This window comes from Pseudoalteromonas sp. SM9913 (genome assembly GCF_000184065.1).
In the GTDB taxonomy this organism is placed as follows: Bacteria; Pseudomonadota; Gammaproteobacteria; order Enterobacterales; family Alteromonadaceae; genus Pseudoalteromonas; species Pseudoalteromonas tetraodonis.
This window is the reverse complement of sequence record NC_014803.1, coordinates 1,670,040-1,685,563: the sequence shown is the minus strand read 5'-3', so window position 1 is coordinate 1,685,563 and position 15,524 is coordinate 1,670,040. Positions and strand designations below refer to the sequence as shown.

Here is a 15,524-nt window from a genome sequence, read left to right as displayed (position 1 = left end):
AATAGCTGGTGGAATAAAGGCACGATAAGGTGCTTTAAATTAAGCTATATTGAATTAACTGTTAAACACCATGGAGGATGTTATGTTTAAAATAATAATTGATTGTGCTGTTATATTTTCGTTTGTTTGCATGTTACTCGCAGCCGCACCTTTTACGCCTGCAATATCAGGATCATTTATTATGCTTTTATTTGCTGGGGCTATTGGATACAAGGGCTACCTGCAATCAAGTTTGATACTGCTGTTAATTAATACGCTTGCGGTTATTGGCAGCCCAGCTATAAATATAGAAAACACAGAAACATTACTGTTTTTGCCAATATTATTTTTAATCTCATTTGGTGGTGTTTTAGTAGGCGTAAGAAAGTTAACTATAAAACACGTTTTGTAGACGAGAGTTTTTTCATGTTTGATAGTTAACCTATAAGTTGACGCAACTTTTATCTCCCTAAGTGAAAAAAGCCTTAAAATCGATTTTCACAAAGAGAAACTCAAGAGGGGGAGTACGAAAGAATATAACTTCCACGTTTTTATTTCCTCTAAAAGCAAAGCGTCTCTTAGTACTCCTTGTGTATAAAGCCTTTATGTTTAAACCTAATGTGATATTAAATAGTTGTTATGAACTTAGAATCAAAGCGCTTCAAAAATGGCTGCAATGCCTTGCCCGCCGCCAATACACATTGTGACTAACCCAAACTTGCCATTAATTCGTTTGAGTTCGTACAAGCATTTAGTTGATAAAATTGCACCTGTTGCGCCTACAGGGTGCCCTAACGCAATGGCGCCGCCATTCGGGTTTACTTTATGGGCAGGGAAATTTAACTCGTTTGCAACGCACAGAGCTTGTACTGCAAAGGCCTCGTTAGACTCAATTACATCCATATCGTCAATGGTTAAGCCGGTTTTTTCAAATACCTGTTGTACTGCAGGAATAGGGCCGATACCCATTAAAGTAGGATCAACGCCTGCTCTGGCATAACCCACTAAACGAGCCAGCGGTTTTAAGCCTTGTTCATTGGCTTTTTGCTCTGACATAAGTACCAACATGGCTGCACCATCGTTTATACCGGATGAGCTTGCTGCGGTAACGGTGCCATCTTTTTTAAAGTAAGGCTTTAAAGTGGCAAGTTTATCGGCTGTGGTATCGGCGCGAACGTGTTCGTCGGTGTCAAAAACGTTCGTGCCTTTACGTGATTTAATCTCGATAGGCACAATCTGCTGTTTAAAATGACCTGCAGCAATCGCTTTTGCGGCTTTATGATGGCTTTTTGCTGCGTACTCGTCTTGCTGCTGACGGCTAATTGAATATTTTTCTGCGATGTTTTCAGCAGTTATTCCCATCGGGTTATTATCCCATGGGTCTTGTAAGGTCGTGGTGAGCTCATCGACCATAGTGCTATTGCCCATTTTTTGCCCCCAGCGGTTACTTTCAAGGGTATAGGCAGAGCTACTCATGCTTTCTGCTCCGCCAGCAATGGCTGCATCTACATCACCTAATTGAATTTGTTGTGCCGCTTGTATGATTGCTTCAAGCCCTGAACCACATAAGCGATTAAGCGTTACAGCGTGGCTGCTTATAGGCAACCCAGCATCGAGACCAATGACTCTTGAAAGGTATGCGTCTTTAGGGCCGTTATGAATAACTTTGCCTACCACACATGAACCTACTTGGTTAGGAGATAGTTTAGACCGATTTAGGGCTTCTTTTGCGCACAAAGTGCCAAGCTCAGCTGGGCTAAAATCTTTGAGGCTGCCACCAAAGCTGCCGATAGCGGTACGAACCGCACTGAGTATTACTACGCTGTTGTTTGTATTTTGTGCCATTGTTGTTCTCTTATTATTTTTATAATCACTTTGTGCTGGTGTATGTTTAATAGACTAATGCGATTAATAGTTTTATTAATGCATCAAAGCATAATTTCTCAATAAACTAAAGGCGAGGTTGGTTCAGCTGTATATGTATTTTAATAAAGGGAATAGTAAAGTAGGTGAGTAGTAATAATATTTTTGTTTAAATTTATGAAATAGGGCTCTCATTATGAGAGCCCACAGGTGTTTATAAATCAATCATTTCAATATTAACAACAACATTTTTAAAACCCGCATCTTCAAACTCTTTTTTTAACTTTTCTGCACTAGAGTACTCACTAGATGAAACACTTCGCTTACTTCTTTGGTTAGTGACAATTGGGGTTTCGTCACCAAAGTAAACACTGCCCGCAAATTGGCTTTGTGCATAAAAGTGGCCTGTTAGGGTTGTTTTTTTAGGTCTTAAAACATGGCTTAAATAGTATTGCATTGTTGATAAGCTTGTTTGTTGTATCATCCAAGGCCAATCCCATTTTTTATTCTCACCTGGTATATAGCGGTGTTCCCATTGATACTCAATGCTTTTATCTTGACCTGCCCAACGGCCAATTACAAAATTAGCAGTGTCGTTAGGTCTGTTTTCTGGGTGGGTTAATAAAGCATTGCCTCCCCATCGCATAAAGCCATTTATAGATAGATCATAGGTAATATCAGCATCGAATGCATAAGGATACGATATTGATGATTTAAACAAATCGACCTTTGCATTAAGCTGTGTGTATGCTGGTACATTGGTTCTTGCCTGTACAACTACTCGCTCAGCTTCTGAGCCGCCATTACTTGTTCCCCATGCTTGCTCCGCTGCGATTGTGACTGATAACGAAGTGTCTGATCCGCCAGTAACAGAGGGAGACTTCCATGTATTAGATAATGTAACAGACTCAGAAATACTGTAATCATTGGTTTTAGACCAGTTGGTTGCCGCATCGTATTCAATTGTAACCACTGACATTTGAGCTGCTGACGTGTCATTCACTGCAGGGACTGTTAACGTTTTTATTAGTTCTTTGTCGGCAGCAACAATATCACCTGTTATTTTATATGACTCGTTATCCATCACATATTGAAAGTTAGATACGGTAATAGCTGACTTTTCATCACATCGATAACCATCACAACTGCCACCGTTGTAACCTTGTATTTTCCATCCTGAGCCCGCTTTAGATACCTCCATGTCATCACCAACATAGCTTGAGCGATTGCCACCAACCCACGCAAATCCCATTGTATGAGCAAGGTATGAAAGGGGTTTTATAAACACCTCTTTTTGATTTACTAAGTCCCATTCAATTTGGCTTTGACTGCCTGGCGATACTTTTACGGGACTTAATGTAGGGATCTCATTAATAGGATCGTTAGGGTAGCACCAAGAATTTGCAGCAGTCCCTTGTTTTATTTCACCTGCGTAGCCAGAACCCATAATAACCCAGCCATTAGCTAATCCCGTTATTTGCCACTTACCCATTTTGTTAGTAAGTTCATTTCTGTAGGTTTGCGCTTCAGCCTTTGTAATTAGTCTATTATCAGCTGAGCAAACTCCAGCACCTAAGCTTTCATTTTTAAGTTGATCTGGATAAATTGCAGTTGTATTAGCACTTACAAAACTTGTATGCGACAACAGCAATAGGGGTAATATTTTTTTCATTAAGTTACATCCTTTAAAATTATATTTAAATGAGGTCCTAATTAAATAATCTAATTTTGGACCAATTTTGATTCTAAAGAACTCGCTTTATTTTTATAGAGTGTTATATGAAAGTTGATTTTTCAAAAATATTAGTTGCTTAAACATTACAAAAATTAATTAAATTATTAATGCTGCGGTAGCTACATTTTGATTCCTTTGAGAGAGTGCTCTAAAAAAATCAATTAAATAGCGTGTGCTTTTTGGAATTAATTTATCAGGCCATAAAAGGTTTACATCTCGCTTTATGGGTTTGAACTGAGTTAATACTTCAACTAAGCTTTCGTCTTTTATATGCGGTAATAAACAATATTTAGGGCCATAATATACACCTCTTCCTTCAATAGCAGCTAAGGCACACATTTCTATATCGTTAGAAATAAAGTTAGGTTGAGGTTTAAAAATTACCTGTTCATTTTTATTTGTTTTAAAGGACCAGTTTTCGAATGGCGAGCACGATATGTGGGGTAGTTTAGCTAAATCGTCAAAATTACTTGGTATGCCATATTGCTCAATTAAACTCGATGAACAAGCTAAAGCAAAACTCATTTGGTTAATGACTTTACATATATTTTGTGAGCTATCTAGTTTTCCAATTCTAATGGCTAAATCAAACTCGGTGGCTTTTAAATCAAGGCGTTCATCCGATAGCATCATATGAATCTTAATATTTGGATAAAGTAATGTGAATTGATTTATAACGCCTGAGAAGTACACACTCTTTATAAAGTTTTGCGGCGCTATTAGTTTAATTTTACTCACTTTATTTTCACTGAAATTCTTAAAATTGCACAGCGTAGTTTGTAAACCTTCTACATGGGCTAGGCAGTGGCTATAAAAACTCTTTCCAGGTTCTGTTAATCGCAAACTTCCTTTTTCACGATAAAACAACGCTAACGATAAGTCTTCTTCAAGTTTTTTTATTTTTCTTTGTAAAGTGGGTAAAGGAATATTTAACTTTACTGACGCTTCATTAAATGTTTTGTAATGATTTACTTTTATAAAAAGCGCTATGATATCAAGCAAGGTAAATCTCCTGTATTAATTTAAGACATGAAATTGTATTTAGTACTTAATAATTAGTTAAAGTTATAAAACTAATTATTTAATTAAAGTACTCATTAGTCCCTTTTGTGGCAACAAGAAATTTACCTTTGTATTAGAATATTTAATAAATTATTGTGAGCGAAGGTGTACTTACTTGAGGTATTAGTAATTAAAGATTCTGCAAATAACGCGTTTTTTAAAATAAAAACTCAGTAGAAACAATGCGTAACATTTTACGATACGTTTTAATAGACAAACAATAAACGAGTAATTACGCTAGACACACTTTTTTGGTGAATAATCATGATGCATAGGATCTGATTACCTAAATGGAATTTGCCACGATAAATCAACAGAACCGAAGGTATTAAAGATGAATGTGTTTATAAAATGGTTGATTTTAGCTGCATTAATTATTGCCGCTATTTCATGTTATTCATACGGTAGCACTACCGGCTTATTTATTTTTATTATTGCGGGCTTTGTTTTTGAAATGGCATTTTGGTTTAAGGTATTTCCTATAAAAAGAAATCACCATGATAGGAAGCCTATTTAACCGTCTTAAAAAATGAATTTTTAAGTGGGCCTGCAGCTTTGAGAATAGAATAAATAATTAGTCTGCTATTACTTTGCTTAAATATTAGAAAGGCTGCATTTTTTGCAGCCTTTTGGTTTTTTAAACTCAGTGGGTAACTCGATCGCCCCAAATGTCTTCTAGGCGACTATCACGGCCACAACGCCAGCGATAGGTGTTATAACGAATAGGATTATTTTTGTAGTAATCTTGGTGATAACTTTCATCGCCCTTTATAGGGTAAAAGGTTTTAGCATCGAGAATAGGGGTTACTACTGTTTGGTTAGTAAACTCATTCATAACGGCTTGTTTAGATTGCTTAGCTAATTGTCGCTGTTGCTCATTAGCAACAAAAATCGCACTACGGTAGCTTGGGCCTTTATCACAAAACTGACCTTTTGCGTCAAAAGGATCAATATTCACCCAGTAATGGTTTAAAATATCTTGATAGCTTAATACATTAGTGTTGTAGGTAACCAGAACAGCTTCGTAGTGGCCTTGGTGATTACCATTGTAGGTTGGATTTTTAAGTTCACCACCAGTAAACCCTGAGATCACATCGGTTACACCTTCGAGTTTTTCAAAGTCACTTTCTATACACCAAAAACAGCCACCGGCTAAAATAGCTTGTTCGGTTTTAGCGTATGTTAATGAGCTAAACAAAATCCCCATAGAGGTCAATGCTAGCGCTAATGTGTGTTTCATAAAAATGTTCACCTTTAGTTATGTATAAATACTTGTATAGTAAGACCCGCTAACTTTAAAAACTCTTTCATTACAAAGTTGCTTAAGGGTTTGAACTAACTTTATATAAAACGGATGCGAGATATGAAAAGTTTAATGACGAATGATCATTTGCATGATGAATTATTAATCATTTTACAAAACAACTTTGCTCCCTCAGGGTATAAACTACCAAACGCTGATGAGTTGATACCTCATAATCAAAATGCCCAATACCATGGCTATGCATTTACTTTAAACCAAAAACGTATAATTTACAGAAAAGCTAAAATTACACCCGACAGACCTGGCGCTTTTTTAGCACTATGGAAACGCCCAGCGGATTTGAGTAATTTTAAACCAATTCCATTTGCCAATGAGTTTGACTATTTATTAGTAGCGGTTTCAAGTGATGGATTAACCACTATTAATAACCAAGTAGCAAATATACAAAAAGGTTTCTTTTTATTTCCAGTTGAGTTGTTAGTTAAAAAAGGCATCGTCACAGGTAGAAACCATAAAGGTAAAACGGCTTTTAGAGTATTTCCGCCTTGGAGCGAAAGTAGGGCATTAAAAGGGACTGGCGCATTTAGTAATTCTGCTAAAGTTACTCAGCGTTGGCAATGCGATTATTTTTTAAATCAGAACCAACATGGCTTAGTTGATTTAATTAAGTTAAACAATATTTTAGCTAACGCTGTTTAAATTTGAATTATTAAGTCACTTTACGAGCATTGTTTTATATAGGGTTGTTTACTAAAGTGAAATTATAACCTTATGTAAATTTGAAAGGGGAAATCATGAACCAGTTAACCGAAAAGTCAATTAGTTGTCCTTACTGCGGTGAAACCATAGAAGTATTAATTGATGTGGCTGATATTGATGAGCAATACATAGAAGATTGTCAAGTATGCTGTAAGCCCATTACGTTTGTGGTGTTTGATGATGAAGACGAGCTTGGCGTAAATGTGTATAGCGAAGATGATGCGTTTTGAAGGAATCAACAAGGCGAATGACATTACAACCACTTAATAATACGCATATTATCGAGCTAATGAGTTGGTTTAATGATCAACATGACATAACTTAATGGGCTGGCCCTTACTTTAGGTACCCATTTACGGCGCAGACTTTTATTGAAAACTTAAACCTTGATGTCTCGACTTCTTTTGTATTGGTTGGACAACAAAACGTATTACTCGCTTTTGGGCAATATTATCAACAAAAAAACAAATGTCATTTGGCGCGTTTAATAGTAAACCCTATACGAAGGGGGGAGGGAATTGCAGCCACCCTAATTAAAGCATTATGTAAACATGGGCAATTAAACTTAAATGTTAATGATTGCTCATTGTTTATTTATAAATACAACCTAGCAGCAGTATCGGCTTATAAAAAGCTAGGCTTTAAAGTTGCTGCTAATACCCCAGAAAATCATGACTTAAGCCCATTACCAGAAAACTGTGTACATATGGTTAAGTGATAAATTTTGTTTAATTTAGCTATTTTGCTGTTCACGCGCTAATTGGTTAGGCAGCAACTGCTCTACAATTTCTCTCGCTGGTAAGGTGTAACGCACACCATCAAACATAACCGACGTAAACTCGTTAATATTAGTAATGCCGGTAAGGGTCCAACCTTCACCACGTTTTGGGCAGTAAACAGTAGTAGTTGGTTGTATTACTTTAAAATTGTCACTCATAGTTTATCTCAATTAATGCTTGTGAATACGGTATGGTAAGTTAATAATGACGCTCTATAAAGTGCTATTTAAAGCGCGTTTACTTTATTTGGCGTAGGCATGTTTAAAACTATAAAATTACCCCGCGTTACCTTACGTTTAATTACCCACAAACACGGCGCAGCGCTATTAACAATTTTAAATAATCCACTCGTTTATGAGTTTAACGATTATAAAACCCCGCTAAATAAACAGCATATTAAGCAGTTAATTCAAGATGATATCTCGAGTTATTACCAAGGTGAAGGTGTTCGGCTTGCGATTGAACATAATATATCTGGTGACCTAATTGGTACCTGTGGTTTATATAACATAAATAGCCAAACCCAAAGTGCTTATTTGGGCTTCGAACTCGATCCTTTTTATTGGCAGCAAGGCTTAATGCAAGAAGTACTTAAAGGCTTTGTCAGTGAAGTGCATAGCTCTATAAACATTGAGCACTTATATGCAGAAATTCATGGTAAAAACGTACGCTGTTATAACTTGCTTACTAAACTTGGCTTTGTATTTAAGCAGCAACTTAATAACGGTGTATGGCATAAGCAATTAACTAAAATGGGTGACGCATGAGAATTAAAAAAGCGATTATTTTAAATGTGTTGCTTGCTGTTAGTGTATTTGGGTTTGCAATAACTGGGTTTAGTTATTATCAAAATAATGTTTCAGACTTTGTTGATGTAACCTTAGATTCGAAAGTGCTTAATGAGTCTCGTAAGGTATTTATAAGGTTCCCCGATGATTTTGATAAAAATAAAGCGTATCCACTTATTATAAAAACAGATGGTAATTTTAATTTAGCTAATTGGGATAAAGCGCTAAAAGCATTAAATCCTGAAAGTATATTAAATGAGGCTATTTTAGTTGCTATACCTAATCAGTTTTTTACTGATACCCGAAATCGTGATCTTGTACCACCTTATGCAAGGAAGGACGTAAATACAAATCCTCGACCTAAACATGAAACTTCGCCAGAAATTTTTGGTAAAGCTGATTTGTTTTTAGCTTTTATAGAGCAAGAGCTACTTACTTATTTAGAGGCTAACTACAGGTTAACTGAAAACCGTATATTAACGGGATTTTCGGCAGGGGGCAGTTTTACTTTATATACGCTGCATACCAAACCAATGCTATTTAATGGTTACTTTGCATTTAGCCCTGCGGCTTGGTATGACGATATGACCGTAGTAAATCATTTTAATAGCTTTTTACAAGTTAAAACACAGAGCTACTATAGACCCGCCTTATTATATTTTACTGTTGGCGGGGCTGAGCATAAATTAATGCTTGAGGCGTATAATAACTTGGAGCAAAGTTTAGTAAGCCATACTAGTAACTGGTTAGTGTGGGGCAGTAAAGTAAACCCTGATGCAAAGCATAATGATAATCCAGCATTGAGTATTACGGGGGCTTTAATGGCCTATGATGAATTTATTAATTAATAATATTGTTAAACTTTAATTAAGAGTAGTACTAGCAAAACGGCTTAACTGTATATATGTACAGTTAAGCCGTTTTGCTATAAATTATTTTATGGTGTAAATGGCTGGTGGATGTAAGGTAACACATGCAAGAACACATCATACTTAATTGTGTTTAAATGTAATCTTAGCAATGGCGTAATATAAATTATCGATTTACTCATAAGTGGAGTGGTGGGTTTATAACGCTTATTGAGTTTGGCTATCTGGATCGTTAAATAAAGAATTTAAATAACAAAAAAGGTGGGCGGTGCTTTATTTATATCAGCACCGATCTATACGTTTAGGACTTAATTACAAAAGCGCTATTTTATTACTTAACTGTCTAAGCATATTTTCAGCATTTGGTAAGGGATCGTTTAACCCATCGATTAAGGTCATAAAATAACAGTCCATCATTACGCTTGCTTTTGTTTCATCAAACTTCGTTTGTTCACTAAAAAGCAGTTGTTTAAATTCATCCATCTGCGCTTTAAAAAAAGACGTTCTCCAAATGATGTCGCTAATTAATAGCTTACTAAATTCACTATTTTCACAATAAAAAGAATAAAGCGGATGAGCGTAATGACGTAACTTTAAGCGAGGGGAGTGCTGCGTATCTAACTGCTTTGCTTGGTTAATAATAACGGCTATTTGTTGTTGCATACCGGCCATCAATAAATCAATTTTATTTTCAAAATGACTAAACACTGTACCTACAGCAACATTGGCTGCAACCGCTATTTCTCTTGTTGATGTGTGATCGTAACCTTGCAGCAAAAATAATTCCCATGCTGAAGCTAAAATTTTATCGCGTGTCTTTTCTTTTTTACTCATTATATTTCAATGCTTTACTTGTTTGTTAAATAAAAGGGCTAAATCATTATTTGATTAATTGAGCGCGCTCAATTAATATTGTGAGCGCGCTCATTTTTATAAGGATGTTACATGAAGTTTATCAAACGTGTTATTGGTTATGTACTTTTTATTCCACTAATTTATTTTTATTCTTATTTGCTAGGGCCAATATTAAAAGTAGTTTTAGTCCCAGGAGGGGTTGCTTTTTTATGGCTTATTCTAGGGCCAACAGAGGGGACGCGTGCGTTAAAAAAAGCATTTAAGAAAAAATAGCTCAAGCTTCAACTAAACAAATCGAAAAAAGCCCTGCTATTTTGCAGGGCTTTAAGTTTAGCTTTGTGATTTTAAGCTTGAAAGCTCAACTGATATTAAAGAACGTATCTAAAACCAAAAGCAATACCGTCATCTTCAGATTGCTCCATTAGCGCTTGCTGCTGTTTATTATTACTTTCAAAATCACCAAAGTCTTTACGTGCTTCTACATAAAGTTGTGTGTCTTGGTCAATTAAGTAATGCACACCAATAACTGCAAACTGACGCTTAAATACATCGTTAGGATCGGCATTAAAGTTTGGTTGAATTACGTAGTCATCACCTGCATCAAATAAGTTATAGGCAATAAATGGTCTAAAATCGTTATCAAAGCGATACGACACAAATGTTTCAATACCAATCGCATCTTTAATTAAACGACCTATGTTATCTGTATCGTGGTTTTCGTTTTTGTTGATATTAGCGGCTACATACAAGCCTGGCGCATCAATATTGCCCCAAATAACACCTGCACCATAAATTAAATCGTCAACAGAGCGGGTTGTTCCGTCGCCATACGTTAATTCAAACTCGCCGCGGTTAATACCCGCAGTCAGTTTTAGCTTATCAGTCACGTTATAGGTTACTGCACCGCCAAACGTATAGTTAAATTCAACTTGTTGTGCAGCAGCATCTCCAGACTCAAAATTTGCTTGGCATTGTGATTCTGTAATATTACTTACATCACAAGTATAAAAAGCGCTGTTTTTTAACTGAGTTTGAACACTAAAGTCAAAGTCGTTGTAGCTATTACGGTATTGCAGTGTTTTATCACCACGACCAGTACCATTTACTGCACCATCGTCTTTGTTGTAAGTGTAAACACCGGCAGCGTTACCATCCCATACATAGCTGTAGTTTGTAGCATACACAACATCAAACCACGCACCCCATTGTTTACCAATCGTAATTTGGCCGTATTTATCGTGTTTAAGTCCTGCATAACCTAAACGATTATATAAAAACTCATCTTGAATAGATTCAAAACGGTTGTTGTATACAATATCGCTACTGCCAACAGGGTTGACACCCCATTCAACACGCGCCATTGCTTCCCAGCCGTTTTTTATTTGGCGTTTAAAATCAAAATTAATTCGTGAGGCACCATTGACGATTTCGTTTTGACCTTGAGTATTTATCACTCGTGCATCAATATATCCGCCTACTGCGACTATATTTTTTTCATCCTTAAACACTTCTACTGCTGAAACACTTGGAGCAGCTAAAATACCCGCAATTGCTAGCGATACTAATTTTCTTTTCATTGTGTGTGCCTTGCCTAAATTAAAGGCGTTTTTATAATTACTAAATTCGAAGTCGTGCAGACTAGCAAAGCAATAAAAGGCTCAAAAGTGAAAAATTATCAATGACAATTAGCACAAAACACGCAGCTTGTTCATTTTAAGTTAATGCTGTTTTTATTTTGTAGCCGTATAAACTGCCATTTAATTTTGGAATAAGACATTAGGCTTAAATGCAGGAGAGGGGATATTGAATTTTTTTCATAGTTGCGCCTGTCGGCATGGGTAGAGCTAAAACTCTTATACTATAAAAGGAGTTAATATAGCCGTATTAATTGTTAATAAAAGTAAAATGCGACCAAGTCGCCTGTAAACGCGATTAAATAATTTATAAAGGTTTTATGCTAGTTGTTTTTTAATAAACATTTTTTTACTGCATCAACAGTACAATAATGAGTTTTACCCACCTTTTCAGCACATTTACTCGCCCAGTACTTTGGCTATTTAATTGCTTTTATAGTTAATAAACAGCCACCGTTTACTTTGAGTTTGGTGCTATAAACTTTCATAGAAAAAAACGGTGATTTGGTTTAAACTGCGCGCAATTTAAATACTTCAGTCTCCCTTGGAGGGTAGCGCTATTATTAGTACAGCTAACATCACCATGCAATTTGGTGCTAAACCGTTATTTGAAAATATCTCAGCTAAATTTGGCGAATCAAACCGTTATGGTTTAATTGGTGCTAATGGTTGCGGTAAGTCGACCTTTATGAAAATCCTTAGTGGTGAATTAGAACCATCTTCGGGTAACGTAAGTACTGATCCAAATGAGCGCGTTGCTAAACTAAACCAAGATCAATTCGCCTACGAAGAATATTCTGTTATTGATACCGTGATTATGGGTCATAAAGAATTGTGGGATATCAAACAAGAACGTGACCGTATATATAGCCTACCTGAAATGAGTGAAGAAGACGGCATGAAAGTAGCCGATCTTGAAACTGAATTTGCTGAAATGGACGGTTACTCGGCTGAATCTAAAGCGGGTGAGTTACTATTAGGTGTGGGTATTGCTACAGAGCAGCACTACGGACCTATGTCAGAAATTGCACCAGGTTTTAAACTTCGTGTGCTTCTAGCTCAAGTTTTGTTTTCAGACCCTGATATCATGCTGCTCGATGAGCCTACCAATAACTTGGACATTTATACAATTAAGTGGCTTGAAGATGTATTGAATCAACGTGACTGTACCATGATCATCATCTCGCATGACCGTCACTTTTTAAATTCGGTATGTACGCACATGGCCGATATTGACTACGGTGAACTACGTATTTACCCGGGTAACTACGATGAATACATGTTTGCAGCTACTCAAGCACGCGAACGTTTATTAAGTGAAAACGCCAAAAAGAAAAGCCAAATAGCAGAGCTTCAACAATTTGTATCGCGCTTTTCTGCCAACGCATCAAAGGCAAAGCAAGCCACTTCACGTGCAAAACGAATTGATAAAATTCAATTAGACGAAGTAAAAGCGTCGTCACGTCAAACACCGTTTATTCGTTTTGAACAAGAAAAGCAGTTATTTCGTAACGCACTAGAAATGACTAGCTTATCGCAAGGTTTTGAAGAAACTTTATTCTCAGGCCTTGAGGGTTTGGTTGAAGTAGGTGAACGCATTGCTATTATTGGTGAAAATGGTGTGGGTAAAACAACATTATTAAACACTTTAGCAGGACGTTTAGCGCCTAAAAGCGGTGAGTTTAAATGGTCTGAAAATGCAAACATTGGCTACTATGCACAAGATCATGCCGATGAGTTTGAAAAAGACATGAATTTGTTTGAGTGGATGGAGCAATGGCAACAAGAGGGCGACGATGAGCAAGTTGTTCGTAGTTTCTTAGGTCGTATGTTGTTTTCACAAAACGATATCAAAAAATCTGTAAAAGTTATCTCAGGTGGTGAGCAAGGTCGTATGCTGTTTGGTAAAATCATGATGCATAAACCAAATATCTTATTAATGGATGAACCGACTAACCACATGGATATGGAATCTATAGAAGCGCTTAACTTAGCACTTGAAGCATATGAAGGTACCTTGATGTTTGTGTCACACGACCGTCAGTTTGTATCATCAGTTGCTACCCGTATTTGGGAAATTAAAGACGGTAAAATAATCGACTTTAGGGGAAACTACAGCGAATATTTAGCGAGTAAAGAAGCTTAATTACTGATTGTTTCGCTGTTTAAAAAAAGCCATGTTTAACATGGCTTTTTTATTGCCTGTTGGTCGCATTAGTGCAGCATTTAAGTATATAATACCCGCCATAAAACCGGACATAAGTCCGCTATTTTTAAAATACATTACTGAGGAGTATTTATGACTGTTGGCATTATTATGGGTTCTAAATCAGATTGGCCAACCATGGAACACGCCGCCCTTATGCTAGAAAAATTTGGCATTGAGTATGAAACTAAAGTGGTTTCTGCCCACCGCACTCCTCAATTACTTGCCGATTACGCAAGTTCAGCCGCAGAACGCGGTATTAAAGTTATTATTGCAGGCGCAGGTGGCGCGGCGCACTTACCGGGAATGGCGGCAGCGTTTACATCTCTGCCAGTTTTAGGCGTACCCGTTAAATCTAAAGCGCTAAACGGTGTAGACTCTCTGTTATCTATTTGCCAAATGCCAAAAGGTGTTGCGGTAGGTACTCTTGCTATTGGTGAGCCCGGTGCTGCAAACGCAGGTTTATTAGCAGCACAAATTTTAGGATGTCAAAATCCAGAAATATTCGCAAAAATCGAAGCGTTCCGTAAAGAACAAACTGAGACTGTTTTAGCTAACCCAAATCCTGCAGAGTGATCATGAATATTTTAATTTTAGGGGCAGGGCAGCTAGCACGAATGATGAGTTTAGCTGGTGCACCGCTTAATTTAAATGTGGTTGCTTATGATGTAGGCAGCAAAAAGATTGTACATCCGCTTACAAACGAAGTGTACCCAACAACGCTCGAACAAGCGATAGAAAACGCTGATGCTATTACGGCCGAGTTTGAACATATTCCAGATGATGTACTTACACAGTGTTGTAATAGCAATAAGTTTTATCCGGGCAAACAAGCCATTAAAACCGGTGGCGACCGTGCGCTTGAAAAAGCGCTCCTAGATAAAACCGCGGTCGCATGCGCGCCATATCAATTAATTACAGAAAAAGCGCATCTTGAACTCGCGGTTCAAACACTTGGTAAGCCATTAGTCATTAAAACATGCCAAGCGGGTTACGATGGTAAAGGCCAATGGCGTTTAAAATCAGACGATCAAATTGAGCAAATTTGGGCTGAAATGGCTGATTTTATTGCATCAGGCACTGAGCACGCTCCGCACACCATAATTGCAGAAAAAATGATCCCGTTTGATCGTGAAGTCTCTATTATTGGTGCGCGCGATAAACACGGCCATGTTGCTATTTATCCATTAACTGAAAACGAGCACACCGAGGGTGTGTTAACGCTTTCGGTTGCAGGTATAAACAATAATAGCCAACTAGAGCAACAAGCAATAACGGCATTTACCCGAATTGCGAATGAGCTTAACTATGTTGGTGTACTCGCCATTGAGTTTTTTGATGTGCAAGGTACATTACTGGTTAATGAAATTGCGCCGCGAGTTCATAACTCAGGCCATTGGACGCAACAAGGTGCTCATTGTTCGCAATTTGAAAACCATATGCGCGCTGTTGCCGGCCTACCTTTAGGTAGTACGCAACTTAAGCAGCCTACTGCTATGATAAATGTATTAGGCCAAGCACAAATCCCTACTGATGTGTTAAAAACAGCAGATGTTACCAGCCATTGGTACGGTAAAAGTGTAAAACCTGGTCGCAAAATGGGCCACATTAATGTATCTGCTGATAATTTACAGCAATTAGGTGAACGCCTTGGTGAACTCGCAATGTGTTTACCAGAGCAAGATTACCCCGGTGTATTAGCTACCAGCAAATCGCTATTATAAGTTAAAA

17 protein-coding genes and 1 pseudogene are annotated in these 15,524 nt (G+C 37.2%); 11 read left to right on the top strand and 7 right to left on the bottom strand.

What is annotated here, in order from left to right; translation table 11 throughout:
- Nucleotides 1–82 precede the first annotated feature (82 nt).
- The gene (locus PSM_RS07690; protein WP_016900355.1) at nt 83–391 is read left to right on the top strand and encodes a DUF6419 family natural product biosynthesis protein; all 309 of its coding nucleotides are present in this window, start codon (nt 83–85) and stop codon (nt 389–391) included.
- Between the two features lie 239 nt (nt 392–630).
- Here PSM_RS07690 and bktB read toward each other — a convergent pair whose 3' ends face one another.
- The 3 genes from bktB to PSM_RS07675 all read right to left on the bottom strand — a co-directional run bounded on the left by bktB (nt 631) and on the right by PSM_RS07675 (nt 4,579).
- A complete protein-coding gene (bktB, locus tag PSM_RS07685) occupies nt 631–1,824 on the bottom strand; it encodes a beta-ketothiolase BktB (RefSeq protein ID WP_013464962.1) in 1,194 nt (397 codons plus the stop codon).
- 232 nt (nt 1,825–2,056) lie between these two features.
- Nucleotides 2,057–3,514 carry an aerolysin family beta-barrel pore-forming toxin gene (locus PSM_RS07680; RefSeq protein ID WP_013464961.1) on the bottom strand — a complete coding sequence of 486 codons (1,458 nt, stop codon included), beginning with the start codon at nt 3,512–3,514 and terminating at the stop codon, nt 2,057–2,059.
- A 159-nt stretch (nt 3,515–3,673) separates the two neighbouring features.
- The gene (locus tag PSM_RS07675; protein WP_013464960.1) at nt 3,674–4,579 is read right to left on the bottom strand and encodes a LysR family transcriptional regulator; all 906 of its coding nucleotides are present in this window, start codon (nt 4,577–4,579) and stop codon (nt 3,674–3,676) included.
- A 394-nt stretch (nt 4,580–4,973) separates the two neighbouring features.
- Here PSM_RS07675 and PSM_RS07670 point away from each other — a divergent pair, with 394 nt between their 5' ends.
- The gene (locus PSM_RS07670) at nt 4,974–5,156 is read left to right on the top strand and encodes a hypothetical protein (RefSeq protein ID WP_013464959.1); all 183 of its coding nucleotides are present in this window, start codon (nt 4,974–4,976) and stop codon (nt 5,154–5,156) included.
- A 126-nt stretch (nt 5,157–5,282) separates the two neighbouring features.
- On the opposite strand, the gene msrA is transcribed toward PSM_RS07670, so the two are convergent.
- Nucleotides 5,283–5,879 (bottom strand): peptide-methionine (S)-S-oxide reductase MsrA, encoded by a 597-nt coding sequence (msrA, locus tag PSM_RS07665; RefSeq protein ID WP_013464958.1) that lies wholly within the window; start codon nt 5,877–5,879, stop codon nt 5,283–5,285.
- A gap of 123 nt (nt 5,880–6,002) precedes the next feature.
- Here msrA and PSM_RS07660 point away from each other — a divergent pair, with 123 nt between their 5' ends.
- The 3 genes and pseudogenes from PSM_RS07660 to PSM_RS07650 all read left to right on the top strand — a co-directional run.
- Entirely contained in the window at nt 6,003–6,602 is a 600-nt protein-coding gene (locus PSM_RS07660; RefSeq protein ID WP_013464957.1) for a MepB family protein, read from the top strand.
- A 95-nt stretch (nt 6,603–6,697) separates the two neighbouring features.
- Nucleotides 6,698–6,892 carry a CPXCG motif-containing cysteine-rich protein gene (locus PSM_RS07655; RefSeq protein ID WP_013464956.1) on the top strand — a complete coding sequence of 65 codons (195 nt, stop codon included), beginning with the start codon at nt 6,698–6,700 and terminating at the stop codon, nt 6,890–6,892.
- Between the two features lie 116 nt (nt 6,893–7,008).
- Nucleotides 7,009–7,380: pseudogene (locus PSM_RS07650) on the top strand (GNAT family N-acetyltransferase); the annotation flags it as partial.
- A 15-nt stretch (nt 7,381–7,395) separates the two neighbouring features.
- Here PSM_RS07650 and PSM_RS07645 read toward each other — a convergent pair.
- A complete protein-coding gene (locus PSM_RS07645) occupies nt 7,396–7,599 on the bottom strand; it encodes a hypothetical protein (RefSeq protein WP_013464954.1) in 204 nt (67 codons plus the stop codon).
- A gap of 99 nt (nt 7,600–7,698) precedes the next feature.
- Here PSM_RS07645 and PSM_RS07640 point away from each other — a divergent pair, with 99 nt between their 5' ends.
- Together PSM_RS07640 and PSM_RS07635 are read left to right on the top strand one after the other, a co-directional pair.
- The gene (locus PSM_RS07640) at nt 7,699–8,208 is read left to right on the top strand and encodes a GNAT family N-acetyltransferase (protein WP_013464953.1); all 510 of its coding nucleotides are present in this window, start codon (nt 7,699–7,701) and stop codon (nt 8,206–8,208) included.
- Nucleotides 8,205–9,077, top strand: coding sequence for an alpha/beta hydrolase (locus tag PSM_RS07635; protein WP_013464952.1), 873 nt, complete (start codon nt 8,205–8,207; stop codon nt 9,075–9,077). The genes PSM_RS07640 and PSM_RS07635 overlap by 4 nt, the downstream gene beginning before the upstream one ends.
- A 333-nt stretch (nt 9,078–9,410) precedes the next feature.
- Here PSM_RS07635 and PSM_RS07630 read toward each other — a convergent pair whose 3' ends face one another.
- Entirely contained in the window at nt 9,411–9,932 is a 522-nt protein-coding gene (locus PSM_RS07630) for a TetR/AcrR family transcriptional regulator (protein ID WP_013464951.1), read from the bottom strand.
- A gap of 111 nt (nt 9,933–10,043) precedes the next feature.
- Between PSM_RS07630 and PSM_RS07625 the strand changes: the two genes are divergently transcribed.
- Nucleotides 10,044–10,226: a hypothetical protein gene (locus PSM_RS07625; RefSeq protein ID WP_013464950.1), complete on the top strand. Its 183-nt coding sequence runs from the start codon at nt 10,044–10,046 to the stop codon at nt 10,224–10,226.
- 95 nt (nt 10,227–10,321) lie between these two features.
- Here PSM_RS07625 and PSM_RS07620 read toward each other — a convergent pair whose 3' ends face one another.
- Nucleotides 10,322–11,530: a porin gene (locus PSM_RS07620; RefSeq protein ID WP_013464949.1), complete on the bottom strand. Its 1,209-nt coding sequence runs from the start codon at nt 11,528–11,530 to the stop codon at nt 10,322–10,324.
- A gap of 616 nt (nt 11,531–12,146) precedes the next feature.
- Here PSM_RS07620 and PSM_RS07615 point away from each other — a divergent pair.
- From PSM_RS07615 to PSM_RS07605, 3 genes are all read left to right on the top strand, one after another.
- Nucleotides 12,147–13,733 (top strand): ABC-F family ATPase, encoded by a 1,587-nt coding sequence (locus PSM_RS07615; protein WP_081485471.1) that lies wholly within the window; start codon nt 12,147–12,149, stop codon nt 13,731–13,733.
- A gap of 153 nt (nt 13,734–13,886) precedes the next feature.
- Nucleotides 13,887–14,369 (top strand): 5-(carboxyamino)imidazole ribonucleotide mutase, encoded by a 483-nt coding sequence (gene purE / locus PSM_RS07610; RefSeq protein WP_013464946.1) that lies wholly within the window; start codon nt 13,887–13,889, stop codon nt 14,367–14,369.
- 2 nt (nt 14,370–14,371) lie between these two features.
- Nucleotides 14,372–15,517: a 5-(carboxyamino)imidazole ribonucleotide synthase gene (locus PSM_RS07605; protein WP_013464945.1), complete on the top strand. Its 1,146-nt coding sequence runs from the start codon at nt 14,372–14,374 to the stop codon at nt 15,515–15,517.
- Nucleotides 15,518–15,524 lie beyond the last annotated feature (7 nt).

Coding starts and splice junctions, on each gene's coding strand:
- PSM_RS07690 (WP_016900355.1), top strand. CDS start 83: ATGTTTAAAATAATAATTGATTGTGCTGTTATATTTTCGTTTGTTTGC.
- bktB (WP_013464962.1), bottom strand. CDS start 1,824: ATGGCACAAAATACAAACAACAGCGTAGTAATACTCAGTGCGGTTCGT.
- PSM_RS07680 (WP_013464961.1), bottom strand. CDS start 3,514: ATGAAAAAAATATTACCCCTATTGCTGTTGTCGCATACAAGTTTTGTA.
- PSM_RS07670 (WP_013464959.1), top strand. CDS start 4,974: ATGAATGTGTTTATAAAATGGTTGATTTTAGCTGCATTAATTATTGCC.
- msrA (WP_013464958.1), bottom strand. CDS start 5,879: ATGAAACACACATTAGCGCTAGCATTGACCTCTATGGGGATTTTGTTT.
- PSM_RS07660 (WP_013464957.1), top strand. CDS start 6,003: ATGAAAAGTTTAATGACGAATGATCATTTGCATGATGAATTATTAATC.
- PSM_RS07655 (WP_013464956.1), top strand. CDS start 6,698: ATGAACCAGTTAACCGAAAAGTCAATTAGTTGTCCTTACTGCGGTGAA.
- PSM_RS07645 (WP_013464954.1), bottom strand. CDS start 7,599: ATGAGTGACAATTTTAAAGTAATACAACCAACTACTACTGTTTACTGC.
- PSM_RS07640 (WP_013464953.1), top strand. CDS start 7,699: ATGTTTAAAACTATAAAATTACCCCGCGTTACCTTACGTTTAATTACC.
- PSM_RS07635 (WP_013464952.1), top strand. CDS start 8,205: ATGAGAATTAAAAAAGCGATTATTTTAAATGTGTTGCTTGCTGTTAGT.
- PSM_RS07630 (WP_013464951.1), bottom strand. CDS start 9,932: ATGAGTAAAAAAGAAAAGACACGCGATAAAATTTTAGCTTCAGCATGG.
- PSM_RS07625 (WP_013464950.1), top strand. CDS start 10,044: ATGAAGTTTATCAAACGTGTTATTGGTTATGTACTTTTTATTCCACTA.
- PSM_RS07620 (WP_013464949.1), bottom strand. CDS start 11,530: ATGAAAAGAAAATTAGTATCGCTAGCAATTGCGGGTATTTTAGCTGCT.
- purE (WP_013464946.1), top strand. CDS start 13,887: ATGACTGTTGGCATTATTATGGGTTCTAAATCAGATTGGCCAACCATG.
- PSM_RS07605 (WP_013464945.1), top strand. CDS start 14,372: ATGAATATTTTAATTTTAGGGGCAGGGCAGCTAGCACGAATGATGAGT.